The sequence below is a fragment of the Alphaproteobacteria bacterium SS10 genome, assembly GCA_019192455.1.
In the GTDB taxonomy this organism is placed as follows: Bacteria; Pseudomonadota; Alphaproteobacteria; order TMED2; family TMED2; genus TMED2.
In genome coordinates this window covers 307,442-332,776 of sequence record JAHCML010000006.1, presented here as the reverse complement: position 1 = coordinate 332,776, position 25,335 = coordinate 307,442, and the positions used below count along the sequence as shown (strand labels likewise).

Here is a 25,335-nt window from a genome sequence, read left to right as displayed (position 1 = left end):
GCTAAAGCTGCTCTATGCAGCGGCCTTTTGCTTATCCAGCTCACCCAGGATGGCATCGCCGAAGGCCACGGTGCCGACTTGTGAGCAGCCCTCGGCCATGATGTCACCGGTGCGGATGCCGCTGACCATCACGGATTGAACCGCGTTTTCGACCAGATCAGCCTCAGCGCCTAGATCGAAGCTGTAACGTAGCATCATGGCGAAGGAGAGGATGGTCGCCGATGGGTTGGCGAGGTCTTGGCCAGCAATGTCAGGGGCAGAGCCGTGGACGGGCTCATAAAGCGCTGGGCGCTTACCGCTCTCATCCACTACACCGAGGGAGGCGGAGGGGAGCATGCCGAGCGAACCGGTGAGCATCGCCGCCTCATCCGACAGGATGTCGCCGAACAGGTTGTCGGTGACGATCACATCGAACTGGCGTGGGTTTTTAAGCAGCTGCATGGCCGCGTTATCGGCATACATGTGGCTGAGCTCAATATTGCTGAACTCCTCATCCCGGACCTTCTGGACGACAGCGCGCCATAGGCGGCCGCTCTCCATCACATTGGCCTTCTCACAGGAGGTCACGCGGCCTTGGCGCTTACCAGCCAGGTCGAGGGCGACGCGGGCCACACGCTCAATCTCTGGCGTGGTGTAGACCTGGGTGTTGATACCGCGCTGGGTGCCGTCTGGCAGATCCTCAATGCCCCGTGGCTCACCGAAATAGACCCCGCCGGTCAGCTCACGCACGATCATGATGTCGAGGCCTTTGATGATTTCAGGCTTCAAGCTGGAGGCATCAATCAGGGCATCAAAAACGAGGGCGGGGCGCAGATTGGCAAAGAGTTGAAGCTCTTTCCGCAGGGCTAGCAGGCCAGCCTCTGGGCGGATGCTGAAATCAATCTCATCCCATTTCGGGCCACCGACAGCGCCGAGCAGGACGGCGTCAGCCTGTTTCGCCCGCTCAAGCGCGGCATCGGTGAGGGGCACGCCATGGGCGTCGATGGAGACACCACCAACCAGATCCTCAATCACCTCAAAATCGGTGCCGCGGGTGCTGTTCAGCCAGTCGATAACCCGGCGCACTTGGCCCATGACTTCGGGGCCGATGCCGTCACCGGCGAGGAAAAGGATCGATTTGGCCATGGGATGCCTCCGCTTAGGCTGGCTGATGAATGAAAACGGGATTGGCCAGCGGTTTTAAGCGGGCGAGGGGGCGCTGTCCAGTCGTGGCAGGGCATAACTGGGTGGCGTCATCTGGGACTGAATAGGGGCTGTTAGTCGTTGATCTCTAACGACACGCCATCGGCGAAATCGCTTAGCAGGTCGAGCATATCCTGTGCGGGGATCATCGGCTCTTTCTGGCTGCCGAACCGCCTGCGCCAATCGGACTGTGCATGCTCAACCCCCGCGACTGAGGCGCCCAGCTTCTCAAACCGATAGGGCGCGCGGCGCAGGAAGCGCGTGAACTCCACCGGCTTCGACAGGCGGATCATCTGATGCCGGTAGGCGTGGTCGTATTCTTCGATCTGGGCTGAGGCGAGGTCATATTCATGGCGGAGCGCCTTCACCAGACGGGGCCGCAGCGCCTCGATCTCATCGCGGACGATGTTTGTCGGCATGTTGATCGGCTTGGCCGCTTGCAGGGCCATGATGAAGCCAGCAAACCCCTCGGCTAGCCGCTGCATCATCAGCTTGTAGTAAACGAAGCCCTTCCAGGCGAAGAAGATGTCGGGCGCCTCGTTAAAGTCGATCTCCATCGCCCCCATCATGGGCTTGAGGACTTGCAGATCGGTTGCCTCCCACATCCGCTCAACGATGAGGTTGGAGAGCCGGTCAACATCTGGTGCGTCTTTAAACGCCGTCTCGGCAAGCGGGTAGAACTCCCGGATGACCTGACTGCGATAGCGCTTTGCCTCGGTCTCTGACAGCCGAAAGTACATCTCATCGATGTCATAGCCGTCGCGCATCAACCGGTCGCGCAGCAGGAAGGGGTCGAGGGAGGGCAGGCGATCCAACACCCGCAATAGGTTCAAATCACGCTGTGCCTTGGGATCATGAACCGGGTCGAGGCCAAAATGCTCGCGGAAGATGTCGTTCGACTGCTTCTGGCCGAGGAACATGTACTTGCCGCTATCGTCAAAGCCGTCATCGGCGCCATAGCGGACAAAAACTTTGGTCCCGACCAGCTTGTCGGGGTCTTCCATCCGGCGGCGATCGGTTTCGTCGGGCCTGTGCTTAATGATAACCGCGCTGTTCAGCGTCTTGTTAAGGAAGAAGTCGCCGCTACCCTCGAGCTTCTCGTCATCTGGCGGCGGCTCATCATTGCCGTCATCCATCACCAGCGCTGGCGTGCGTTCACGTCTCGCGGTCAATTCGTGGAGATTGAGAACCCGCGACGAGTTTAACATCGCCGCTGCATTGCCCTGGTTTTGGCTCATACGCACAACGCAGCCCGTAGGCCGCTAACCCATCCGAATTGCCCCGTTACATGCCGGGGCACGTGCCTAACACAGCGCTGCATAAATCAGCGCCTTCCCTATACGGAAGGTTAAGGCAAGAAGTGGGCCAACACCAATGTAATCGGCGATTGGTTGTGGGCTGCGTTAAAGCACCGCGCCTGACCATTGCAGGCTGGGTCAGTACTGCTTAACCCGCTGCCGCTAGCCAAGGGCGATCGCTGTTGAGATCGTCCTCATACTTGCTGATCGCACTCTCATGCTGAAGCGTAAGGCCGATATCATCGAGGCCTTTCAGCAGGCAGTCGCGGCGGAATGGGTCGATTGAGAAGCTAATCTCATCCCCATTGGCGCGAGTGATCTTCTCCGCTTCCAGATCGACCGTCATGCGGCAGGTGTTGTCCCCCTCGGCATCGGTCATAAGCTGGTCAATCTGCTCTTGCGGCAGGGCAATTGGCAGGATGCCGTTCTTGAAGCAGTTGTTGTGGAAGATGTCCGCGAAAGACGGCGCAATCACACAGCGGATACCGAAATCTAGCAGGGCCCAAGGGGCGTGCTCGCGGCTCGACCCACAACCGAAATTGTCACCAGCGATCAGGATCTCAGCTTCACGGTAAGGGCGCTTGTTCAGGACGAACTCGGGAATTTCCTTTTTGTCCTCGGTAAAACGCATCTCATCAAACAGATGCTGGCCGAGGCCGGTCCGCTTAATGGTTTTGAGGAACTGTTTTGGAATGATCATGTCGGTGTCGACATTGATCAGCGGCATCGGTGCCGCAATACCGGTGAGTTGGGTGAACTTATCCATGTCGAACGATCCGACCGCCATTGTTGTCCAAGACCTGCACCAATAAGCGGAGGCTGTGCCAAGTGCAAGCCGTAGAGATGGGCGGCAGGTACCCAGTAATCACCTAGCCTAAGGTGGCATTGGATCAGCTCGGGTTGGATAGCTGCGCAAGCTTCTGGTTGCTGAACGGCTCTGCCCAGTGGCTGAGGGCGCGTATCCAGCCATCAAACTGATCGGTTGATAACGCCGCATCGACGCCGAGGCGTGTCTCATCTAGCCCGGTCGGTAAGGCTGACAGGCTTTGTTCAACAGCCGCGTCGCCATCCCTGGACACGGCGATTGATCCACCATCAATTCGTGCGCACAGCTGATGTGGCGCCCCGATAGTTGAGGCAGTCAGGTTGAGGTCGACGGTATTACCGGTGCCGGTAAGAACTGTCGCGCCATTGCCCGCCAGCAAGACCCCCTGATCGGCACCACTAGCATCCCGCAGCAAGATCAGCGGTTCTGCATTGGCCTCTTGCGACTGCCAAGCAATCTGGAAGGTGCCATAAGGTGCCGAGTACCAGGACGCCGACGGCATAGTAACCACATCCGCCTGGCGTGTGGCCGCACTGCTCGCGGTGGCGATATAGCTGCTGGCCTTCAGCCCAGCCTCAAGCTGAGCACCCCAGGCAAAGACGCCAGTGCCGGTATTCATGCTGTAGATCGGGCCGCCGATCCGCATGTTGAGGTAAGTGTTGGCCGCACCAGATCTAACGGTGACGGCCAGACGTTTCATCTGCGAAGAAATCGGCGTGACGGAGGCGAAAATCTGCCCGCCATTGCTGGCCGCGACGGCGTTGTTTGTGAGATCAAAATCCACAATCGCATCCGTGCCACCATTGCCAAAAATCCGGATGTTGAGGAACTCAGCATCATCCGACTGAACGTAGATTGAGGCAGTGTAGTCAGTGTTCGGCGATACCGAGGCACCCTGGGCGATCCGATGGGGGCCGAGGCCGGACCCCGTTACCCCAATATCGATTAAGTCCGCCGTGGTTGTGCCATCTGGCGCGGGGCCTTGGTTGGCACTCACCGTTGCCGCGCCATTCTTGGCCCAATTACTATCGTCGAGGCTCTCACTGCGGGTCAGAAGATTGGTTGCCGATGGTTCAATCAGCAAGCCGAGCGCCTCTTCGGTGTATGGGTCATGATCCAACCTGGCTTGGTTGGTCGTGGCTGATTGAAGTGTCCCAGTGGCATCAAAATAGGTTGCGACTGATCCCCGGTTCACGGTGATCAGGCTGGAGAATGGGACGGCCGATGGGGCTTCCATGCCCGTGCCTGATAGGTAGCTTCCGGATTGGAAATCGATTGCAAGGTCTGGAAACACAGAGCTGGGTAGTGCCCCGCCCTGTGCCGTCGGTCTTGGCATCGCCAATGGCAACATTAGTCGAGCTCCGAAATGTAGAGCGTCCCATCACCATCGGTGGCAATGACAGCAAGGTGGCTGGCTTGCCCCCTAGTCGCCATGCCGATTGAGAAGAATAGGTACTGACCTGCGGGCACAAAGTGATCGACGCTGGTCGCAGAGACCGAGCTATCGCCGAGCGAGATCTTGGCCGGGACGGATGAAAAGACGCCAATAACCTGGGTGTCCGCGGCAAATGCTGTGCTGTTGCGCGCGCTTGAGCTGGTCACCGCAATCTCATGGGCGGCACCTGGGCGTGGTCGAAGGGCGGGAATGGCGTTGCCCTGACTGTCGATGGGAAGGCTGGTTGGCATTGGGGGGACTCTCGGCTGTTAAGGCAGGAATGATGAAATAGGAATAATATCCTTTTTATTTTCAGGCAAGCGGTAAATAAGAAAATATACCTATATTGGGGGTGTGGGCGAGACATTGGACCCGACACGCCCTATGTGTTCGCCATGACTGATGTATCCAGCACCGGCGCCGATGATGGCGCCAAGCCAGCCACCGCCCCCTCGCAAGATGGCGCCCTAGAGGCCGAGAAACTAACGATCACGAAAGATCGTGGTGGGCTGAATGCTGTCCTGTCGTTTCTGCCGTATCTTTGGCCGAAGGAGCAGCTGGGCCTGCGCATACGCGTGGTGGCCGCCATGGTGGCCCTGGTGCTGGCCAAGATGTTCAGTGTCTACACCCCGGTCTTGTTCGCCGATGCGGTGGATGTCCTCACCGGTGTTGATGAGGCTGTTGCCGCCAACCCGGTGATAGGGATCCCGGTATTGCTAATCCTCGCCTACGGTCTCGCCCGGGTGTTGAGCCTGGCATTCAATGAGCTGCGCGATGCGCTATTCGCCCGGGTGGCACAGCGTGGCATGCGTCGTTTCGGTCTCCAGGTTTTTGGCCATCTGCACAGCCTATCCTTGCGCTTCCATCTGGAGCGTCAGACCGGTGGCCTTAGCCGTGCGATTGATCGCGGCACGCGTTCGATTGAGGAGATGCTGCAATTCGCCCTGTTCAGCATCATCCCAACCATTCTTGAGCTGCTGCTCGTCGCGATCATCCTGTGGAGCATGTTCGACCTGACCTTCGCGGTGGTCACTATCGCCACGGTCGGCGGCTACATGTACTTCACGATCAAGGTCACCGAATGGCGCCTCAAATATCGGCGGGAGATGAATGAGAGTGAGGAGAAGGCCAATACCCGCGCCATCGACAGCCTGATCAATTTCGAGACCGTCAAATATTTCGGGAATGAGCGACACGAGCATCTTCGCTACGACGTCGCGCTCCAAAAGTATGAGGAGGCGGCGGTCCGCTCCCAGCTATCGCTGTCTGCCCTCAACGTTGGTCAGGCGATCATCATCTCAGTTGGTATTTCGATCCTGCTCTATCTCTCCGCCCAGGCGATTATCAGCGGTGAGATGACGGTGGGCGGCTTCGTCCTGGTTCACACCTATCTGCTGCAGCTCTACCAACCCCTAAGCTTCTTTGGCTTTGTCTACCGTGCCATCCGGCAGGCGGTGATTGACCTTGAGAAGATGTTTGGCCTGCTCGATGAGCCTGCGGAAGTTACCGATAAGCTTGATGCCGTAGAGATGCCTAACAAGCCGCCGGTGGTACGGTTTGAGAATGTTGAGTTTGGCTATGACGAGCGTCGGCCAATCCTGAAGGGCATTACGTTTGAAGTGCCTGCCGGGAACAAGGTTGCGCTGGTCGGCCCTAGCGGTGCGGGTAAGTCGACCATCGCCCGGCTGCTGTTCCGCTTCTATGACGTAACGGGCGGGGCGGTGACTGTTGATGGTACCGATTTACGCGATATCAGTCAGACCAGCCTCAGGTCCGGTATCGGCATCGTGCCCCAGGATACCGTGCTGTTTAACGACACCATCCGCTACAACCTTGATTATGGCCGCCCCGGCGCAACCGATGACGACATCGCCCATGCAGCGCAGGTGGCCCAGATCGATGGGTTCATCGAGGCACTGCCCGATGGTTATGAGACCATGGTGGGTGAGCGTGGCTTGAAACTCTCTGGCGGTGAGAAGCAACGGGTGGCAATCGCCCGTTCGGTCCTCAAAGACCCGGCGATCATGATCTTTGATGAGGCGACATCCGCCCTCGACACGGCAACCGAGCGTGCGATTCAAAGCAATCTGGTCGCGGTAAGTGAGGGGCGGACCACCCTGGTCATTGCCCACCGCCTCTCTACGGTGGTGGATTCAGACGAGATTTTGGTACTGGTCGATGGCCGAATCGAAGAACGCGGCACCCATGATCAGCTGCTGGCGCTGGGTGGAACCTATGCTGCCATGTGGCAGCAGCAACAACAGGCCGAAGAAACCGAGCGTGGTGTTAGCGCTGAGGCCCGCCAATTAGGCGAATTGCGGGGTGACGACGAGGAGTAGGGGGCTTCAGGGGCAACGCCTGCCGCCTATAATGGCGGGCATGATGACCCAGTCAAAAAATCGCCTCCCTCGAGGTTTGTTCCTCGGTGCCGCCTGCTTGGCCATGGCACTTCTGACCGCACCGTTGCCGGCGCAGGCCCAACACAGCCTGACCAATGAGGATATGAGCGGGGCGCACCGACCGCTGAATCCGAAATCGCCGCCATTGCCCCCTCGGGTGAAGCCGATTGAGGCTGGCTCCGGCGCCGTGCCGTATCAGAATTTGAACCGTCTCTTCCTCCTGCACCGGCCGCCACAGGCCGATGACCCGCTGGAGGTTCTACCGATCCCAACCGTTATCGTCCTGCATTCCACCGGTGGCAGTGCCGAGCGGATTGCCGATCTGACCCGTTTCAATGCCTATGCCGACCAGTTCGGTTTCATGGTTGCCTATCCGTCAGCGATCCAACGCGCCTGGAATGATGGCCGGCCAGAGAGCCCTGGCGATGCGCGCATCGATGATGTGGGCTTTATCCGCCTGCTGGCTGGCCACCTGGTCGACGCGTTTAACGCTGACCCTGCTCGCATTTATCTCGCTGGTCTGGGTGAGGGCGGCATGCTGGCCCAGCGCCTCGCCTGTGAAGAGACCCGCCTGTTCGCCGCTGTTGCCACCGTGAACGGCCCCCCTGCTGAGGCGGTTGCCAATCGCTGTCAGCCAACGGCGCCGCTGCCGATGGTGATGATGCAAGGAACCAGTGATCCCTTCGCCCCGTTTGATGGGGGGGAGAGCACCCATATGGGTAAGCCCGCTGGCAATGTCCTCGGCGCGTTTGAGACCGCCGATGCTTGGCGTCGGACCAATGGCTGCATTGGTGATGTGGAGATTAAGCGTCTATTGAACTACTCAATCGAGGATGGCTCTCGGGTCATCAAGCACCGCTGGAACGGCTGTCGGAACCATGCCGACGTGGTGCTCTATGAGATTGAGAAGGGTGGCCCAACCTGGCCCGGTGTCGGCAACCAGCTGGATAAGTTGCGCCAGTTTACCCTTGGTCGACCAAACATGGATATCGACGCGACGGAAGAGATTTGGCAGTTCTTCTCCCGCTATGACCGGGTTGGCTCACCGCTCTTTGACCCACTTTCTGCGGTGAACCGCTAGGTTTCATTGCGCTCAAGGCTTGACCGAAAGCGGCCCATTACCCTATATCAGCGGCTCGCTGGATGGCGTAACACGCTCTCCGGCCAAGTTTTCATGGGCAAGATGCTGTTGAAACAGGCACTTAGCCCTTTAGTGCATCAGCACCAAACAGATTGTTTTTGTTGAGGATAGATCGATGTCCCGTCGTTGTGTTGTGACCGGTAAGGGCGTTCAGACTGGCAATAACGTCAGCCACGCCATGAACAAGACCCGCCGCCGTTGGCTGCCAAACCTGCAGACCGTTGCTGTGTTCAGCGACACCCTGCAGCGTAGCTTCCAACTGAAAGTGTCGACCAGCGGTCTGCGTACCCTTGAGCATAAGGGTGGCCTGGACGCGTTTGTGACCGGCACCGCGATCACCAAGCTGGATCCGGCCCTGCGCCCGATCAAAAAGCTGGTTGAGGCTGCAAAGGCTGCTAGCTAAGCAGCTTGAAAAAGTTTCGAGAGAGCCGGGCTTTTGCCCGGCTTTTTTGTTGCCCGGGTGTTGGGTTGAGGTGTGCCTGGGCTTACAGCGCTGGGATGTCGCCCTGGGCTTGCTCTTCATAGAAGGCGGCCTCAAACGCCTCAAAACGCCCTTCCAGGATCGCCTGGCGGATATCGGCCATCAACTCCTGATAGTAATGCAGATTGTGCCAGGTCAGCAGCATCAGGCCGAGGATCTCTTGCGCCTTTAGCAGGTGGTGGAGATAGGCACGGCTGTAGTTCCGGCAGGCCGGGCAGGTGCATTGCTCGTCCAATGGCCGGTGGTCATCGGCATGGCGCGCATTACGGAGGTTCACGGTACCCCGGCGGGTAAAGGCTTGGCCCGTGCGACCGGACCGGCTGGGCAGTACGCAATCAAACATATCGACGCCGCGCTTGACCGCGCCCACCAGATCGCTCGGCTTACCAACACCCATCAGATAGCGTGGGCGGTCTTGGGGTAGGTGCGGGGTGGTGACGTCGAGTGTGTCGAACATCATCTGCTGACCCTCACCGACGGCAAGGCCGCCGATGGCGTAGCCATCAAAGCCAATCTCGATAAGTCGTTCCGCCGATTGCTGGCGCAGATCGGCATAGGTGCTGCCCTGAACAATGCCGTAGAGCGCATAGCCCGGCCGGTTCTCAAACGCATTCTTCGACCGCTCTGCCCAGCGCATGGAGAGCTGCATCGACTTGTCCGCTTCCTCATGGGTGGCAGGGAAGGGGGTGCATTCATCCAGCGCCATGGTGATGGTGGCATCAAGCAGGTTTTGGATCTCAATCGACCGCTCCGGCGTCAGCTCATAGGGCGCGCCATCAATATGGCTGCGGAAGGTCACGCCCTCCTCAGTCATCTTGCGCAGACCGCTGAGCGACATGACCTGGAACCCGCCGCTATCGGTGAGGATCGGTCCAGGCCAGTTCATGAATTTGTTCAGGCCACCCAAGGCTGCCACCCGCTCTGCTGTCGGGCGCAGCATCAGGTGATAGGTGTTGCCGAGCAGGATTTGCGCGCCAGTTGCGGCCACGCTCTCGGGCTGCATCGCCTTCACCGTCGCGGCGGTGCCGACGGGCATAAAGGCGGGGGTATCAATCACCCCATGGGCGGTCGTGATCCGGCCGCGCCGGGCCATGCCATCGGTGGCCATCAGCTCATAATTGAAGGCGGGTGCCTCAGTCATCTTGATCTTCCATCACCTTCAGTAAGCAGGCATCGCCATAGGAGAAGAAGCGATAGCCCTGATCAATGCCATGTTGATAGGCAGCCTGCATGCGCTTGCGGCCGGCAATCGCGCTGACCAGCATGAAGAGCGTTGAGCGTGGCAGGTGAAAATTGGTCATCAACCGCTCAACAAACCGGAACTTATAACCAAGCAGGACATAGAGGTCAGTTGCGCCGGCAAAGGCTTGCAGCTGGCCATCGTCACCGGCGGCGGTTTCCAGGATGCGCATGGCGGTGGTCCCAACGGCAATCACCGGGCGGCCCTCTGCTTTGGCCTTGTTCAGGCGGTCGGCAGCGCCCTTGGTGACCTCACCCCATTCCTCATGCATCTGGTGCTGGGTCACATCCTCGGTCTTCACCGGCAGGAAGGTGCCCGCCCCCACATGCAGGGTGACAATCTCGGTCTCCACGCCTTTAGCTTTAAGCTTCGCAAGCAGATCGGGCGTGAAGTGCAGGCTGGCGGTGGGGGCGGCAACAGCGCCCTCACGCTTGGCAAAGACCGTCTGGTAATCCCGCTTATCCTGATCATCGCCCCCATCTTCCCGTTTGATATAGGGCGGTAGGGGCATGGACCCGCAGCTCTCAAGTTGATCACGCAGCATGTCGAACGGCATGTGGAAGCAGATCGTGACCTCGCCTTCATGACGGCTCTCGATCACCGCTTCAAAGGTCTCTGTAATCTGGATGCGGTCACCTGGCTTTAGGCGCTTAGCAGGGCGGGCAAAGGCACGCCAGATCGTATCGTCACCGCTAGCCACCAGCTGGTGGAGTGTCAGTTCAATCTTACCGCCCGGTGTGCCGTCGCCATCAAAAGCGATACGGTGGCCGGTCAGGCGGGAAGGCAGGACTCGCGTGTCATTCACGACCAGTACGCTACCGGGCTCTAGGATATCGGGCAGGTCGGCAATGACCCGGTCCACGGGCTGCCCAGTCGTCAAATCGAGCAGGCGGGCAGATTCACGTGGCTCTGCAGGGCGGTCGGCAATTAGCCGCGCCGGCAGCTCATAATCAAACAGGCTGATATCCATGAAAGGTTCTCAGGCGTGACGGGTCACGCTGCCGTCGGCGTGGGCGCAAGCTTGGCCGCCGCCCAGACGGAGATCATGCGGAACGGTGCCAGGGCAAAGCCGGCCATGATCAGCTTGGCGGCAAAATCACCTAGTGCCCAAGTCACCCAAGGCAGGCCGGTGCCAGCAAAAGCGAGGCTGAAGAACAGCGCCGTATCGACAACCGAGCCGAGCAGGGACGAGATAAGCGGTGCCATCCACCAGCTGGCCTGACGTAGGCGGTCAAAGACGGTGACGCCGAGCAATTGCGCAGTCAGAAAGGCCGTGCCCGAGGCAGCGGCAATCCGCAGATCGGCAAAGATCGCAGAGAGCACCACACCGCAGATAAAACCAACCAGCACAACCTTACCCGCCGCCTTCACACCGAACAGGCGATTGGTCAGGTCGGTGACCAGAAAAGCGAGGGGAAACACAAAGGCGCCCCAGGTCAGCCAATCAGATAATGGCAGCGCGCCACCAACCAGCGCATCCGGCACCGGGTACTGGACAGCGATATTGGCGACCAGGACCACCAGCGCCATGGCTAGGACCGATGGGATCAGGCGTTTCAGATTGGCTTTAGCGAGCATCATGGGTTTGTAACCAGCATCTGTGGAAAACCGCGGGAACTTAGGGTGGAAGACTGGTTAAATCAATGCATCTGGGCGATTTATCGCCTTTGGTTTTACCCGTAGCCCCGCTAAGTTTCGCCCGCGCTCATGCTTGCCGTCGACACGTGGTCCCGCCCCATGTCCGAGTTTCGTACCCTCACCATCGTTAATCACCCGCTGATCCAGCATAAGCTGACCCGCATGCGGGAGACGTCTTGCCAGACCGGTGAGTTTCGGCGCCTGCTGACCGAAATCTCGCTGCTGATGGGTTATGAGGTGACGCGCGACCTGCCACTGACCAGCCGTGAGGTAACCACCCCACTCACCAGCTTTGAGGCCCCAACCCTGGCTGAGCGGACGCTGGCCATTGTTCCGGTGCTGCGCGCTGGCCTCGGCATGGTGGACGGTCTGGTTGATTTGATGCCCGACGCTGTGATCGCCCATATCGGCCTTGCCCGGGATGAAGAGACCAAGAAGCCGATTGAATATCTGATCAAGCTGCCGCCGGCGGATATCAAGCGCTGTATCGTGGTTGACCCCATGCTGGCGACCGGCAACTCAGCCGCCCATGCGATTACCGTGCTGAAAGAGCAGGGCGGCTTCGCCGGTGATCGCCTCTGCCTGATGACCCTGGTCGCAGCACCTGAGGGGGTTGAGCAATTCTCATCCATTCATCCGGATGTTGCTGTGTTTACCGCCGGGTTGGATGATCATTTGAACAAGGATGCCTATATTGTACCTGGCCTCGGCGATGCCGGTGACCGGCTCTTCGGCACCCTTTAGGGAAGAGAGGGGCGAGTGACGATTTGCCCCTGAGCATGATCGTGACAGGTTAATGGGGCCGTGCTAATTCAACATAAACCAGCTGCACGGCTGACAGATTGGACTAAGACAGCCATGGAAAACTTAGAGCAAAAATGCGTTGAGGCGGGTCTGAAGATGACCGGCCAGCGCCGCGTGATTTTGAAGGTTCTCGCGGAATCCACCGACCATCCATCGGTCGAGACGGTGTATGAGCGGGCCAAACGCCAGGATCAGTCGATCAGCATCGCCACGGTTTATCGCACGCTAAACCTGTTGGATGAGCTGAACCTGGTCCAACGTCATGATTTCACCGAAGAGGGGCATTCCCGGTTTGAGGTGAATATGGAGCACCACCACCACCTGGTCGATCTTGAGACCGGTGAGGTGATTGAATTCCAGAATGAAGAGATTGAGCACATGAAAGTGCGGATTGCGGCCGAGCTGGGCTTTGAGCTGCTCGACCACCGCCTAGAGCTCTATGGCCGTAAGAAGAAGTAAGCGTAATGACGTTTGATCCGCGGAACGCCAATGATAAGGCGCAACAGCGACGCGATTGTGGGACCGAGACGATGATGGAAGAAATCGCGCTTATTGGTGATACCGAGCCTTGCGTCTGCAAGCCGGCGGTCATCCGTGCCTATGAGGGGATGGCATCCTCAGGCGCGCCAGAGCGTAATGCCTTTGAGGTGGCCATGCGTGTCCTGCGCTATCACCACCCTGAGATGCCTACCGATCGTATCAAGATCACGGTGGAACGGTGGCTTCACCAGGGCGAGATGCACTAAGCACCCGCCCCGGTTTCTAACCTCAGAATTACCAGTCGATATGATCGGTGAAGTCGCCAAGGCGGCTTTCCCAAAGCTCGAACAGTTCCTTCATATTGCCGGCGGTGACACCGCCGACGAGGGAGTAATCGAGCTCAATAATTGGGTCACCTTCCTCATCATTATAGGCGCGGGTAAACCGGTGCTTGAGGTTCCATTCATTGGTGACAGCTGGGTTGATGCCCTCTTGGAAATCAAAACCAGAGGTCAGCATGATGCTGTCGCATTGGGCTGGCTCACCTGCGCAGTCATAGAAAACCACCTCAAAACCGGTACCTGCGGCAGAGGTTTCAATCAGCGGGTCGCCATATTCATCGATGCCAAGCTCAGCCCGATAGCCCCAGTCTTGCATCAGTGCGGCGAGTTGTTCGCCGCCAATTTTTTCATAGACCTGTTGTGCCGATGCCGTTGCGGGGCTGGCCAGAACAGCCAGGCCGAGAGCGACGGCGAGTGTGAATTTTTGTTGGGAATACAGCGTTTTTGCTTTCGTTTTGGCCATGTTTTGTCGATCTAGCAGTCTCAATTGGTCAATCTCTCCATGACGGAGGGTACACGAGCGCTAATTGTTTCGACAGGGAAGGTTTGGGCCACGCTCACCGCTTTAATGCGTCCGGGCTGGCCACATGGTAGCATCAGCCCGATTGGGGGCGGATAGGCGTAGTTTCGTAAATTGGCTCGGATTGAGCACTGACGGCTTGTGTCAAAAGATACTGATTTTACAGACGAACCGGTTGCAGGGTTGGGCGTGAGTGACGCTGGGCCTGGGGCGTCGGATGATGGCCAAGAGCCATTGATCCTTGATGCCTTCACCGCGCTTACCTCAGCTGGTGACATTGCCTATTTCTGGGAGGTGTCCAGCGACCGGCTGGTGTGGAGCCCTGGTGGTGAGAACCTTTTGGGTTGGACCCGTGGGGTGAATGAAGGGTCTGGTAAAGAGCTAGAATCCCGTATTAATGCAGAGGATCGGCCGCTGCGCATCAAGGCGCTGCATCGTGCCATTGCCCACCGGGATACCTATGACTGTGAATACCGCATCCGGCATGAGCGGGGATATTTCGTCTCCGTCCATGATCGCGGCACGCCCACCGTGGATACCGATGGCAACCTGATCTCACTTGCTGGTGTCCTGCGCCGCGTTGATGAGCGTCATGCCTATCAGGCGCAGTTAGAACAGCTGGCGAGCTATGATGAGCTCACCGGCCTACTCAACCGTCGCCATGTGATGGAGGTATTGAACCAATCACTGGTGAACAGCCTCCGTTATGGCCTCACAGGTGGTTACGTCAGCATCGGCATCGATAAGTTGGCCGTGATTAACGAGGTCTATGGCTATGAAGCCGCCGACCAGGTCCTAATGCAGGTTGGTAAGCGCCTCGCCCAGATTGAGGGCGCTGGCCTTCATGTGGCGCGCATGGGTGGTGATGTCTTTGGCATCGTGATGACCCGTAGTGATGATGGAAAGTTACAGGCCGTCGCGGATCAGGCGCTGAAGCTGATGCGGGATGCCCCAATTGATATCCCGGAGCATGAGCCATTTACGGCAACCTGCTCAATCGGTGGCGTGATCTTCCCAGATCAGGGGGGCTCGCCCCAAGAAGTGATCAACATGGCAGAGAGTGCCATGCAGGAAGCCAAGCGCGCGGGGCGAGATGCCTATCGCCGCTATCAGCTGAATGAGGAGCAGCGCGCTGCCCAACGTTACAGCCTCGCCATGGCTGAGACGGTGAAGAACGCGTTGACCAAGCGGCAGGCCAGCCTGGCCTATCAGCCCGTTGTCACCACCGATGGGCACGAGGTGGTGTTCTACGAGGCGCTGTTGCGTATCCCTGATGGTCGCGGCAATTGGCTGACCGCCGGCCAGATCATGCCGGCGATTGAGCGTCTGGGTCTTGGCCGCTCCGTTGATCGCTACGCCATTGATCAGGCGATCCGTGTGCTAGAGGCGCATCCAGAGGTCTCGCTCTCGATCAATGTGTCCAGCCTTACGGTCGCTGACCGTGCCTGGACCCGTAGTGTGGCGGTCGATCTTCAGGATCTGCCGGATGTGGCCAAGCGGTTGATCATCGAAATCACGGAAACCGTTGCCATTGAGGATTTGGTGGAGGCCCAGCGCTTCATCGGCTCCATGCGCGATCTTGGATGCCGGGTGGCGCTTGATGACTTTGGTGCTGGTTACACATCCTTTGGACAGCTGCGTGCCCTAACCATCGATCTATTGAAAATCGATGGCTCGTTTATCCAGGGGTTGAGTGAGAACCAGGATAACCGCCTCTTTGTACAGACGCTGCTGCATCTGGCGGCTGGCCTCGGCGTGCCAACGGTGGCTGAGTTCGTCGAAACCAAGGCGGAGGAGGATGTGCTCGCCTCCGCTGGTGTCGATTATCTGCAGGGATATGGTATCGGGGAGCCCAGCATGACGCCAGACTTCCTCAAAGACTCTCCAGTTAAGCGGACCGCCGGTTAAGCGATCAGCGCTTACTTGCCGGTCATGGTTTTAAGTTGCTGCTGTAGCTCATCGATCTTGCGATTAAGCTCATCGAGATCTTCACCGCCGCCAGCTTTGGCGGCTGGCTTGTCCCCAGCATCATCCATGCCGGTTGGGCTGAACATGCGCATGGCCTGCTCAAACATCGCGCGGTTTTGTTTGTTCAGCTCTTCCATCTGCTTCAGGCCGAACATACCGCCCATGCCACCCATGCTGTCGCGGAACATCTCGCCCATCTGCTCCTGGTTCTTGGCAAAGCTCTGCATCGCTTGCTCAAGATAGTGGGGGACGAGCATCTGCATGTTCTCGCCATACATGCCGATGAGTTGGCGGAGGAAGCTGGTCGGCAGCAGGTTTTCACCCTTGGACTCTTCCTCAACGATGATCTGGGTGAGGACAGAGCGCGTGATGTCATCGCCGCTTTTCGCGTCATAAACCACGAAGTCTTCGCCAGCCTTTACCATCTTGGAGAGGTGGTCGAGGGTTACATAGGAGCTGGTCGCCGTGTTGTAGAGCCGCCGGTTCGCGTACTTCTTAATCGTGATCGGCGCGTCGTCTTTGGTCGCTTTGGCGTTCATCGGGGGCCCTATCCCATTTTGTTGTATTCATTGTTTTGCGATCGCCGCCACGCCCGGTTGGGTCGTTAGCAACTGCAATATTGCCAAACATTTAGCGCTGGTTGCCGTTTGAGTCCAAGCAATATTGTGCATCGCAAATGCTGCGCAGCATTGAGCGTAAACCCTGCAGCATGAACCAGGCGCAGCCCAGACCGTTCGCATGCGGGGCAAAAACCCGCTGGCCTTTTCCATCGCGTGGTTTTTATAGTGCGCCGCAAATGAGCGACGACACCGACCCAAAAGCCAGCAATGGCGCTGATGGTGCTGCCCCCGAATTCGACGAACTGGCCCGCCAGTACCTGGATTTGTGGCAGGATCAATGGACGGCCCTTGCCACCGACCCCATGGTGGCCGAGGCGATGGCGCGTGGCTTTCAGATGATGGGGCCAAGCGCGGCCGCTTTTGCGAATTTCGCGAATTTACTTAGCGCTGCGAATTTGTATGCTTCGCCCAACGGAATGTCCGGCGGTATGGCGGGTGGGATGTATGGTCAGGATGGCCAGCAACCGCCCATGAACCCTGCGGCTGGCTACCCAACTGGACCAATGCCGAGCCAGGGCACGAACCAAGGTATGGGCTTTACCCCGCCTTTCCCTGCCGCTCAGCCGAAGAACGACAATAATGAGCCAGACGCCACCCAACAGCCCGGACAGCAATCAGGACAGCCAGACGCCGCTGCGTCAGGGTCCGCGTCCGCTGCCGCTGCACATGCAGGCGGCGATGGTGACATGGCTCAGCTCTTCAACCGGTTGGCATCTCTGGAACAACGGCTCGCCGATCTGGCATCCGCGCTTGAAGGCACGGGCCGACCAACTCCGGCAGAAGATCGCGACACGGGTACAGGCGGACGCAGCTGACCCGCTAAAGCGCGGTGCCGAGGCTGATAGCCAGCGCGAGATCACTAACGCCATCGATATTGAAGCCCGCCGCCGCCTCGGCCAGTTTTTCACCGGCGTCGAGCGCTATCGCCATGCCGAGTATCGCCGTGATCTCACAGAGCCACCGGTGATTTGGGCCGAGGGGGCAACCCGCCTTCTGGATTACGGCACGGACCCTAAGGCAAAGCCGATCCTCGTCGTTCCATCGCTGATCAATCGCGGTTACATCCTGGATTTGACCGAGAGCACGAGCCTAATGCGCTGGTTGGCCGGGCAGGGGTTTCGGCCACTGATGGTGGATTGGGGCACGCCCGGGCCACTTGAGCATGATTTTACCCTGACCGATTATGTCGCCGGGCGGCTTGAGCGGACGCTGGATGCGGCCCGCCGCCTGACCCGGCAATCCTCCCTGCCTGTGCTTGGCTATTGTATGGGTGGAATGCTGGCCGCTGCGCTTGCTTGGCGGCGCCCATTGGATGTGCGGGCTCTGGTTCTGCTGGCCACCCCCTGGTCATTCCATGCCATGGGCGCACCGGCCGCGCGCCGGGTGGCGGCCGCTTATGAGGCGATTGCCCCCTTTGTCGATCAATGGGGCGCCCTGCCGGTTGATGCCATTCAAAGCCTGTTCGCCAGCCTAGACCCGCTGTTGGTGCCGCGGAAGTTCGCCAATTTCGCAGCGCTTGACCCATCCATCGATGATCAAGCTGAGCAGATTGAGGCGTTTGTCGCGCTTGAGGATTGGCTGAATGATGGCATCCCGCTGCCGGCCAAGGTGGCGCATGAATGCCTGCGTGGTTGGTATGGCCGGAATGATCCGGCCCATGGGAATTGGCGCATTGCGGGCCTCCCGGTCACCCCACAAACCATTGAGGCGCCAAGCTTGGTTGTCATCCCCGACCATGACCGCATTGTCCCGCCAGCCTCGGCCCAGGCATTGGCGGCGGTGATCCCACAAGCAGAGCCGATGCAGGTCTCACTCGGCCATGTTGGCTTGGTGGTTGGGTCCAGCGCCCAGACTAAGGTTTGGGAACCGATTGCCAGCTGGTTGAATTCCCAGCTGTAAACCCTGATATGCGAAGCATCAGCGCGGCACCGCTTTGCTTGCCAATGGGGCGTGCAACGGCGTAAGTTCGCGGCCGAGGATTAATGGGGATTTTATAATCGTGGGACGAACCCAATAACCATCCGCAAGGGCCACCGGTTATTGAGGTGCATCAAAGAAATTCAGCGCCCGCCAGCCTAACGTCAACGCAATTCAACAGAACACCGATACGGGAGATATTCATGTCAGATGTCGTCATCGCCGCCGCCGCGCGCACGCCAATTGGCTCATTCAGTGGCGCACTTAGCACCGTTCCAGCCCACTATCTGGGTGAGACAGTTATTCGTGAGGTTATGGGCCGCGCTAAGGTTGAGGCGAATGAGGTTGATGAGACCGTAATGGGCCAAATCCTGACCGCTGGCGCTGGTCAGAACCCAGCCCGCCAGGCCGCGATGAATGCCGGTATCCCGCATGAGAAGACGGCTTACGGTATCAACCAGCTTTGCGGTTCCGGCCTGCGTGCCGTTGCCCTCGGCTATCAAGCGATCAAGGTCGGCGATGCCGGTATCGTGGTTGCCGGTGGTCAAGAGAGCATGAGCCAATCACCCCACGCCCAACAGCTGCGCAATGGCCAGAAGATGGGCGACTTCCAGATGATCGATACCATGATCAAGGACGGCCTCTGGGACGCGTTCAACGGCTATCACATGGGCCAGACGGCAGAGAACATCGCTGAGAAATGGCAACTAACCCGCGAGCAGCAGGACGAGTTCGCCGTCGCCTCCCAAAATAAGGCTGAGGCGGCCATGAGTGCAGGTAAGTTTAAAGATGAAATCGTCCCCGTCACCATCAAGACCCGTAAGGGCGATGTGGTTGTCGACACCGACGAATACCCACGCGCCGGTGCCACCATGGAAGGCATGGCGAAACTGCGCCCCGCCTTTGCCAAGGAAGGTTCCGTCACCGCTGGCAACGCCTCTGGTATTAATGACGGCGCCGCCGCCGTTGTCCTGATGTCCGCTGATGAAGCTGAGAAGCGCGGTGTGACCCCGCTTGCCCGCATTAAAAGCTGGGCCACCTGCGGTGTTGATCCGGCAATCATGGGTACCGGCCCGATCCCAGCCTCCCGCAAGGCATTGGAAGATGCCGGTTGGAGCGTTGATGATCTCGATCTGATTGAGAGCAATGAGGCCTTCGCCGCCCAGTCGCTCGCCGTTGCTAAAGACCTCGGCTTCGATATGGAGAAGGTGAATGTAAACGGTGGTGCGATCGCCCTCGGTCACCCAATCGGTGCTTCCGGTGCGCGCGTCCTCGTTACCCTGCTGCATGAGATGGGCAAGCGCGACGCCAAGAAGGGCCTCGCCACGCTTTGCATCGGTGGCGGCATGGGTATCGCCATGTGCCTCGAGCGCGACTAATCAAACATCATGTGATGAACGGCACTGGGACCAACCCGGTGCCGTTCATTTTTGCCAGAACACCAAATAATCAAAACGCTAGGGAGATGAGACATGTCACGTGTGGCAGTGGTAACCGGTGGCACCCGCGGTATCGGGGCAGAGATTGCAACCAAGCTGAAGGATGTGGGCTATAAGGTCGCCGCCACCTATGCTGGCAATGACGAGGCCGCAGCTAAGTTCAAGGCCGATACCGGCATTGAGGTCTTCAAGTTTGATGTGGCCGATTTTGATGCGGTCAGCGCTGGTATTGAGCAGGTGGTTAGCACCCTCGGCCCGGTTGAAATTCTGGTGAACAACGCTGGCATCACCAAGGACGGCATGCTGCACAAGATGTCGTTTGAGGCCTGGAAGGCGGTTATCGACACCAACCTCAACTCTTGCTTCAACCTGTGCCGGGCTGTTGTACCGGGCATGCGGGATGCTGGCTTTGGCCGGATCGTCAATATCAGCTCAATCAACGGTCAGAAGGGCCAGATGGGTCAGACCAACTACTCCGCTGCTAAGGCTGGCATGATTGGTTTCACCAAGGCGCTGGCCCAAGAGGGCGCGTTCAAGGGCATTACCGCCAACGTCATCGCCCCCGGCTATATCGCGACCGAGATGACCGGTGCGATGAAGCAAGAGGTGTTGGACAGCATCATCTCAGGTATTCCAGTTGGCCGTATGGGTAAGCCGGAAGAGATCGCCGATATGGTTGCCTACCTGGTGCGTGATGAGTCTGCGTTCATCACCGGCGCTACCTTCTCGGTCAATGGCGGCCAATACATGGCGTAACGCCAGCACCGTAATCGTTTAGATACCAATTATGGCCCCACATCCTGACCCTCGCGAGTATCCATCGCGCCCTTGGGTCGGGGTTGGGGCCATTGTTTTGCGTGGTGGTCAGGTACTGCTGATCAAACGCGCCAAGCCACCAGAGGCGGGCCGCTGGAGCTTGCCCGGAGGCACTCTCGAATTAGGCGAGACCAGCGCTGAGGCGGCAATCCGAGAAGTTGCCGAAGAAACCGGGATCAAGGCCGAGGCGGTGGGCATTCTAACCGCCGTCGATCGCGTTGACCGGGATCAGGCGGGCAAGGTTCGCTATCACTACCTGCTGGTTGATGTGGTGGCGCGCTATCTCTCCGGTGACCCGGTTGCCGCCGATGATGCCGCTGATGCCCAATGGTTCGATCTGGACAAGCTCGATGATATGGCAATCTGGGATGAGACCAAGCGGGTCATCCGAGAGGCCGCTGAAAAGCATGGGCATGACCCCTGAGCACGGTTAGCAGCGCCACGATCAAGGCGACCGCCATCGGTGGTATTGCCGTTTTACTATGGGCGACGCTGGCCCTCTTCACCGTTTTGTCCGGGCGCATTCCGCCCTTTCAGTTGCTGGCCATGTCATTTGCCGTGGCCAGTGTTATTGGCCTGGTCTGGTCCATGCGGCGGCGAGGTGGTCTAAAGCCAGCGTTGAAAGTCATGGCGCAGCCGCCAAGGGTGCTGTTGCTCGGCATTTGCGGGCTGTTTGGCTACCACTTCTGTTACTTCATGGCCCTTAGACTGGCACCACCGGTTGAGGCCAATCTGCTGAATTACCTTTGGCCCTTGCTGATCGTTCTGTTTTCAGCGCTGCTGCCTGGTCATCGATTGCGCTGGTTCCACCTGGTCGGTGCGTTGCTTGGGCTGATTGGCACCGTCCTGATTGTCGCCGGGGTGGATAGTGAGGGCAGTTCGGCACCTGCACCGGTATTAGGGCTCGGCGTTGCGTTAATCGCTGCCCTGTTCTGGTCCAGCTACTCGGTCCTAAACCGTCGCTTTACCCATGTGCCTACCGATGCGGTGGCCGGCTATTGCCTTGCAACCGTCTTGCTCGCCAGTGTGGCCCATCTGGTTTTTGAGCAAACTGTCATCCCGAATACGACGGAACTGCTGGCCGCCCTCGCGCTTGGTCTAGGCCCCGTCGGCGGCGCATTCTTTGTCTGGGATTACGGCACCAAGCAGGGTGATATTCGGGTGCTGGGCGCCCTGTCTTATCTGGCGCCGTTGCTCTCTACGATTTCACTGGTCGCCATCGGGGTTCGGCCGTTTGACCTTGTTCTTGGCCTCGCTTGCCTCTTAACCATTGGCGGTGCGGTGATCGCTAGCGCAGAGATGTGGCAGCGTAAATCGACTAGTTCGGCTGAAAACTAGCCTAGAAGTTCGGCAATCGCCGCCTCATAAACTGGGCGTTTGAACTCAACGATTAGGGACAGCACTTCTTCAGCTGTTGCCCAGCGCCAGGTGATGAATTCCTGATGGTCATCGGCGGTAAGGTCGATGTCGCTATCCTCACCGGTAAATCGGGCCAGGACCCAACGCTGCTTTTGCCCCACCCATTTGCCTAACCCATGGTTCGGTGGGAAGTCATAGGCAAGCCAGCCGCCAGTAACCCGCAGCACCTCGGCCTTATCCGTTCCGGTCTCTTCTTTAAGCTCTCTAAGGGCCGCGCTCACCACATCTTCGCCCTTATCGATGCCACCCTGGGGCATTTGCCAGGCGCCGGGTGCATCACTCCGCTCACCAATAAAAATGAGGCCGTCGGCATTGGTCAGCATCACGCCGACGCAAGGTCGGTGCTGGCTTAGATCACGTGGCTGATCAGCCATCGCTGTTGGCGGTGTCGGTATTGGCGTCGACGGCCGGTGCTTCGGCCTGCTGTGCGGCTTCAGCATCGTCCTCAGCACCCTGGCGGAAGCTGGCAATGGCGCTAACCGGGACCAAGTCGATACCGCGAGACCGTAGCTCTGGGATCCACTCTTCCAACCGTTGATAGGTGACCGGATAGGGCTGGATCAGGCCGACAGCCTCACCCCGGATCTTGGCCAGGGCTTCGAGATTGGCCAGTTGCTCATCAATATCCGCGGCCGTTGGTAGGCTATCAACCAGCCGGTTGGCGCGGGCGAATGGCAATGGGTACCGGGCGGTTACCTCTGGTGCGACGGAGTTGATCGCTGAGTTGTTGTCGATGAACATCAAGCCGCGCTCGGACAGCTCTTCAACCACCGGGGCCAGGGCGTTGAAATCTGCCATCAAGGCAGAACCCATAAAGTTGATAACGCCCACATACCCCTCAGCAGCGCCGAGTGATTTGTGCAGCTCAATCTGGTTTTCGGATGGCGTGTTGCCGACCAGAAGGGCGTTTGGCCCTGGGTCGTCGAGTGGGTAGCCGACCGGCTCCATCGGAATGGCGAGTAGGCTTTCATGGCCATCACCACGCGCGCTGGAAATCCAATCATTCAGATCTGGCGCATAGGCATGGAAAGCGAGGCTGACATCGGCTGGCAGCTGCTCAATTGCAACCTCTGTCCGTGTACGGTCAAGACCCAGATCAATCATCACGAGGGAGATGCGCGGCACATCAAGCGGCGGCACCGTCCGGGCATAGACTTGGTGCGGGCGTCCATTGCCAAAGATGATTGGTAGGGGCCCAAACTCCGATGGTTCTTGCAGGCTGGCCTGTGGTTCGCGTGGCGGCTGTCCTTCGTCCCGGACAACGGCTACTGGTTCTGGCTCAGGGGGCACCGTGTCTGGCGTTGGTGCTACAGCGACAGTGTCTGGAACCGTGGTCGGTTCAATGACCGTTGGCTCGATTGGGTCAGGTTGCGGTGGTAGGTCCGTAACCGCCACGGGCTCAACAGCCGGTTCTGGTTGGGGTTCGGGATCAGGCTCCACCGGCGGTGGTGCGATCGCAATCTCACCCTCAATCGGCACAACGACCCGGACATCACTGGTTAGGCCCTGGGGTGGCGGTGTTTCTGCAACGAAAGCAAGGTAACCGCCAACACCGCCGAGTAGCAGCAGGTACACTAGGCTAGCAGCCCAGGCGGCCTTGCTACCTTTTGAACCTTCGCCATCAGTTTCTGGTTTGTTGGCTGCTAGCTGCGCCGCGATGGCCGCGCTGCGGCTGGGGCGATCTTCATCGTCCCAGGCGGTGCGGGTGTCATTGTCTTCAGGGAAGCTGTTGTCGTCGTCACCGGCAAGCGGTGCGATCTCGCCCACTTCCTGCAGGCTGTCAGACACAACGCCGTCATTGTCGAGGCTATCCGCCACAACATCGGTCTCGCCATTGGCATTATTGGGCTCGTCATCATCGACACCGGCCCCAGCCATGGATTCTTTAAGCGCGTCTGGCAGCATCCCGTTGAGGATCCAACCCTGTTAGGTCAATCAAACATGCCGACACAACGCACGCAGAACAAGACGTACGCCGCCGACTTAATTCACCACTGTAGAGCGAAATAGCGACACGCCGCGCAACAGGTCGATGGCACGGGCCATTTGATAGTCGAAGGGTTGCGCTTCGGTATCAGCCTCAGCCTCGGCTTCTGGCGCGTCAGAGGGTGCTTCGCCGCCCTCATTGTCCAGCGCACCGCGTAGATCGGCCTCACGACGGCGGGCGATTGCGGCCACCTCTTCAAGGCGTGCTGGGCGCACTTCAATGTCTGGCTCAATGCCCTCAGCCTGGATCGACACGCCGGATGGGGTGTAGTAGCGCGCAGTGGTCAGGCGGATCGCCACGTTGCCGGATAGCGGCATGATGGTTTGGACCGAGCCCTTACCAAAGGATTTAGTGCCGATGATCAGGCCACGACGGTGATCCTTAAGCGCACCCGCCACAATCTCAGACGCAGAGGCGGAACCACCATTGATCAGCACAACCATGGGCAGACCATCCAGCATATCGCCGGTGGTGGCGTTATAACGCTGGGTATCTTCCTCGCGACGGCCGCGGGTCGAAACAATCTCACCCTTGTCCAGGAAGGCATCAGAGACGCTGATCGCCTGCTCTAACAGGCCGCCTGGGTTGTTGCGGAGGTCGAGGACAACGCCGGTAAGCTCATCGCCCAACTCTTCCTTAAAGCTCTCAACCGCTTCGGCAACGCCATCGGCGGTTTGCTCGCTAAAGGTGGTGACGCGGATAATACCGATATCGCCATTCACCTCAGAGCGGACAGAGCGGATACGGATCACATCACGGCGGATTGGAATTTCCAGCGCTTCAGCTTCACCCTCACGACGAACGGTCAGGGTGATTGTGGTGCCAACACGGCCGCGCATGCGCTCAACCGCGTCGGATAGGGTCAGGCCCAGCACCGGCTCTTCATCCAGATGGGTGATGAAGTCATTGGGCTGGATACCAGCCTCGGCAGCGGGGGTGCCATCGATGGGGGAGACGACCTTAACGAAGCCATTCTCCATGGTGACCTCAATGCCAAGACCACCGAATTCGCCCCGGGTCTGGACCCGCATGTCCCGGAAGCTTGCCTCATTCAGATAACCAGAATGGGGGTCGAGAGAGGTTAGCATGCCGTTGATTGCCGCCTCGATCAGCTCTTGATCGGTAAGCTCGGTTACATACTCGGCGCGCACACGCTCAAGCACATCACCGAACAGGGTCAGCTGCCGGTAGGTGTCATCGGCAATCTCGCCTGATTGCGCATTGGCCGTTGGTGTGGCCGGGCCCATGGCAATATGGAGGCCGAGCGCAAGGGTAACGGCGGCGGCAATAAACGAAGCTCTCATGATATCGGGTCCTGTTCGGTCTAAATCTCTAATCAGCCGGGTATAGCGATCGGTCTTGTGAAGGACCGCGCTAGCTTAAG

The 25,335-nt window shown here is 58.8% G+C and carries 25 protein-coding genes; 12 read left to right on the top strand and 13 right to left on the bottom strand.

Annotated features, from left to right (window positions below):
* Positions 1-12: 12 nt before the first annotated feature.
* From leuB to KI792_11560, 5 genes are all read right to left on the bottom strand, one after another.
* Positions 13-1,125: a 3-isopropylmalate dehydrogenase gene (gene leuB, locus KI792_11580; GenBank protein MBV6633657.1), complete on the bottom strand. Its 1,113-nt coding sequence runs from the start codon at positions 1,123-1,125 to the stop codon at positions 13-15.
* Between the two features lie 131 nt (positions 1,126-1,256).
* Positions 1,257-2,420 (bottom strand): hypothetical protein, encoded by a 1,164-nt coding sequence (locus KI792_11575; GenBank protein MBV6633656.1) that lies wholly within the window; start codon positions 2,418-2,420, stop codon positions 1,257-1,259.
* A 208-nt stretch (positions 2,421-2,628) separates the two neighbouring features.
* Positions 2,629-3,246 carry a 3-isopropylmalate dehydratase small subunit gene (leuD, locus tag KI792_11570; GenBank protein MBV6633655.1) on the bottom strand — a complete coding sequence of 206 codons (618 nt, stop codon included), beginning with the start codon at positions 3,244-3,246 and terminating at the stop codon, positions 2,629-2,631.
* A 124-nt stretch (positions 3,247-3,370) separates the two neighbouring features.
* Positions 3,371-4,657, bottom strand: a complete 1,287-nt coding sequence (locus KI792_11565) for a hypothetical protein (GenBank protein ID MBV6633654.1) — start codon at positions 4,655-4,657, stop codon at positions 3,371-3,373.
* The gene (locus tag KI792_11560) at positions 4,657-4,992 is read right to left on the bottom strand and encodes a hypothetical protein (GenBank protein MBV6633653.1); all 336 of its coding nucleotides are present in this window, start codon (positions 4,990-4,992) and stop codon (positions 4,657-4,659) included. Before KI792_11560 ends, KI792_11565 begins: the two co-directional genes overlap by 1 nt.
* A 144-nt stretch (positions 4,993-5,136) precedes the next feature.
* Here KI792_11560 and KI792_11555 point away from each other — a divergent pair, with 144 nt between their 5' ends.
* The 3 genes from KI792_11555 (at position 5,137) to rpmB (ending at position 8,684) form a co-directional block, all read left to right on the top strand.
* Positions 5,137-7,080 carry an ABC transporter ATP-binding protein/permease gene (locus KI792_11555; GenBank protein MBV6633652.1) on the top strand — a complete coding sequence of 648 codons (1,944 nt, stop codon included), beginning with the start codon at positions 5,137-5,139 and terminating at the stop codon, positions 7,078-7,080.
* A 43-nt stretch (positions 7,081-7,123) separates the two neighbouring features.
* Positions 7,124-8,221, top strand: a complete 1,098-nt coding sequence (locus KI792_11550) for a hypothetical protein (protein ID MBV6633651.1) — start codon at positions 7,124-7,126, stop codon at positions 8,219-8,221.
* 175 nt (positions 8,222-8,396) lie between these two features.
* The gene (rpmB, locus tag KI792_11545; protein MBV6633650.1) at positions 8,397-8,684 is read left to right on the top strand and encodes a 50S ribosomal protein L28; all 288 of its coding nucleotides are present in this window, start codon (positions 8,397-8,399) and stop codon (positions 8,682-8,684) included.
* Between the two features lie 82 nt (positions 8,685-8,766).
* Here the strand turns inward: rpmB and tgt are convergent, their stop codons facing one another.
* The 3 genes from tgt to KI792_11530 are packed head-to-tail and all read right to left on the bottom strand — an operon-like array spanning position 8,767 to position 11,580.
* Positions 8,767-9,903: a tRNA guanosine(34) transglycosylase Tgt gene (gene tgt / locus KI792_11540; protein MBV6633649.1), complete on the bottom strand. Its 1,137-nt coding sequence runs from the start codon at positions 9,901-9,903 to the stop codon at positions 8,767-8,769.
* The gene (gene queA, locus KI792_11535; protein ID MBV6633648.1) at positions 9,896-10,972 is read right to left on the bottom strand and encodes a tRNA preQ1(34) S-adenosylmethionine ribosyltransferase-isomerase QueA; all 1,077 of its coding nucleotides are present in this window, start codon (positions 10,970-10,972) and stop codon (positions 9,896-9,898) included. The genes tgt and queA overlap by 8 nt, the downstream gene beginning before the upstream one ends.
* Positions 10,973-10,995: 23 nt before the next feature.
* Positions 10,996-11,580, bottom strand: a complete 585-nt coding sequence (locus tag KI792_11530) for a VUT family protein (protein ID MBV6633647.1) — start codon at positions 11,578-11,580, stop codon at positions 10,996-10,998.
* 159 nt (positions 11,581-11,739) lie between these two features.
* Between KI792_11530 and upp the strand changes: the two genes are divergently transcribed.
* The 3 genes from upp to KI792_11515 all read left to right on the top strand — a co-directional run bounded on the left by upp (position 11,740) and on the right by KI792_11515 (position 13,190).
* Positions 11,740-12,384, top strand: a complete 645-nt coding sequence (gene upp, locus KI792_11525) for a uracil phosphoribosyltransferase (GenBank protein ID MBV6633646.1) — start codon at positions 11,740-11,742, stop codon at positions 12,382-12,384.
* Positions 12,385-12,498: 114 nt separating this feature from the next.
* Positions 12,499-12,903, top strand: coding sequence for a transcriptional repressor (locus tag KI792_11520; protein ID MBV6633645.1), 405 nt, complete (start codon positions 12,499-12,501; stop codon positions 12,901-12,903).
* 71 nt (positions 12,904-12,974) lie between these two features.
* Positions 12,975-13,190 (top strand): hypothetical protein, encoded by a 216-nt coding sequence (locus KI792_11515; GenBank protein MBV6633644.1) that lies wholly within the window; start codon positions 12,975-12,977, stop codon positions 13,188-13,190.
* A gap of 28 nt (positions 13,191-13,218) precedes the next feature.
* On the opposite strand, the gene KI792_11510 is transcribed toward KI792_11515, so the two are convergent.
* Positions 13,219-13,728 (bottom strand): YbjN domain-containing protein, encoded by a 510-nt coding sequence (locus KI792_11510; GenBank protein ID MBV6633643.1) that lies wholly within the window; start codon positions 13,726-13,728, stop codon positions 13,219-13,221.
* Positions 13,729-13,974: 246 nt separating this feature from the next.
* Here KI792_11510 and KI792_11505 point away from each other — a divergent pair, with 246 nt between their 5' ends.
* The gene (locus KI792_11505; GenBank protein MBV6633642.1) at positions 13,975-15,693 is read left to right on the top strand and encodes an EAL domain-containing protein; all 1,719 of its coding nucleotides are present in this window, start codon (positions 13,975-13,977) and stop codon (positions 15,691-15,693) included.
* An 11-nt stretch (positions 15,694-15,704) separates the two neighbouring features.
* On the opposite strand, the gene phaR is transcribed toward KI792_11505, so the two are convergent.
* Positions 15,705-16,292: a polyhydroxyalkanoate synthesis repressor PhaR gene (gene phaR / locus KI792_11500; protein MBV6633641.1), complete on the bottom strand. Its 588-nt coding sequence runs from the start codon at positions 16,290-16,292 to the stop codon at positions 15,705-15,707.
* 660 nt (positions 16,293-16,952) lie between these two features.
* On the opposite strand from phaR, the gene KI792_11495 reads away from it, so the two are divergent.
* From KI792_11495 to KI792_11475, 5 genes are all read left to right on the top strand, one after another.
* A complete protein-coding gene (locus KI792_11495) occupies positions 16,953-18,272 on the top strand; it encodes an alpha/beta fold hydrolase (GenBank protein MBV6633640.1) in 1,320 nt (439 codons plus the stop codon).
* Positions 18,273-18,493: 221 nt separating this feature from the next.
* A complete protein-coding gene (locus KI792_11490) occupies positions 18,494-19,669 on the top strand; it encodes an acetyl-CoA C-acetyltransferase (protein ID MBV6633639.1) in 1,176 nt (391 codons plus the stop codon).
* A 93-nt stretch (positions 19,670-19,762) separates the two neighbouring features.
* Positions 19,763-20,485, top strand: coding sequence for an acetoacetyl-CoA reductase (gene phbB / locus KI792_11485; GenBank protein MBV6633638.1), 723 nt, complete (start codon positions 19,763-19,765; stop codon positions 20,483-20,485).
* Between the two features lie 31 nt (positions 20,486-20,516).
* A complete protein-coding gene (locus KI792_11480) occupies positions 20,517-20,969 on the top strand; it encodes an NUDIX hydrolase (protein ID MBV6633637.1) in 453 nt (150 codons plus the stop codon).
* A gap of 20 nt (positions 20,970-20,989) precedes the next feature.
* Positions 20,990-21,883 carry an EamA family transporter gene (locus tag KI792_11475; protein ID MBV6633636.1) on the top strand — a complete coding sequence of 298 codons (894 nt, stop codon included), beginning with the start codon at positions 20,990-20,992 and terminating at the stop codon, positions 21,881-21,883.
* Here the strand turns inward: KI792_11475 and KI792_11470 are convergent.
* The 3 genes from KI792_11470 to KI792_11460 form a co-directional block, all read right to left on the bottom strand.
* Complete coding sequence (locus KI792_11470; protein ID MBV6633635.1) at positions 21,880-22,338, bottom strand: RNA pyrophosphohydrolase; 459 nt, start codon at positions 22,336-22,338, stop codon at positions 21,880-21,882. The genes KI792_11475 and KI792_11470 overlap by 4 nt on opposite strands.
* On the bottom strand, positions 22,331-23,869 hold the full coding sequence (locus tag KI792_11465; GenBank protein ID MBV6633634.1) for a divergent polysaccharide deacetylase family protein: 1,539 nt from the start codon (positions 23,867-23,869) through the stop codon (positions 22,331-22,333). The genes KI792_11470 and KI792_11465 overlap by 8 nt, the downstream gene beginning before the upstream one ends.
* Positions 23,870-23,947: 78 nt before the next feature.
* Positions 23,948-25,255: a S41 family peptidase gene (locus tag KI792_11460; protein MBV6633633.1), complete on the bottom strand. Its 1,308-nt coding sequence runs from the start codon at positions 25,253-25,255 to the stop codon at positions 23,948-23,950.
* Between the last annotated feature and the right edge of the window lie 80 nt (positions 25,256-25,335).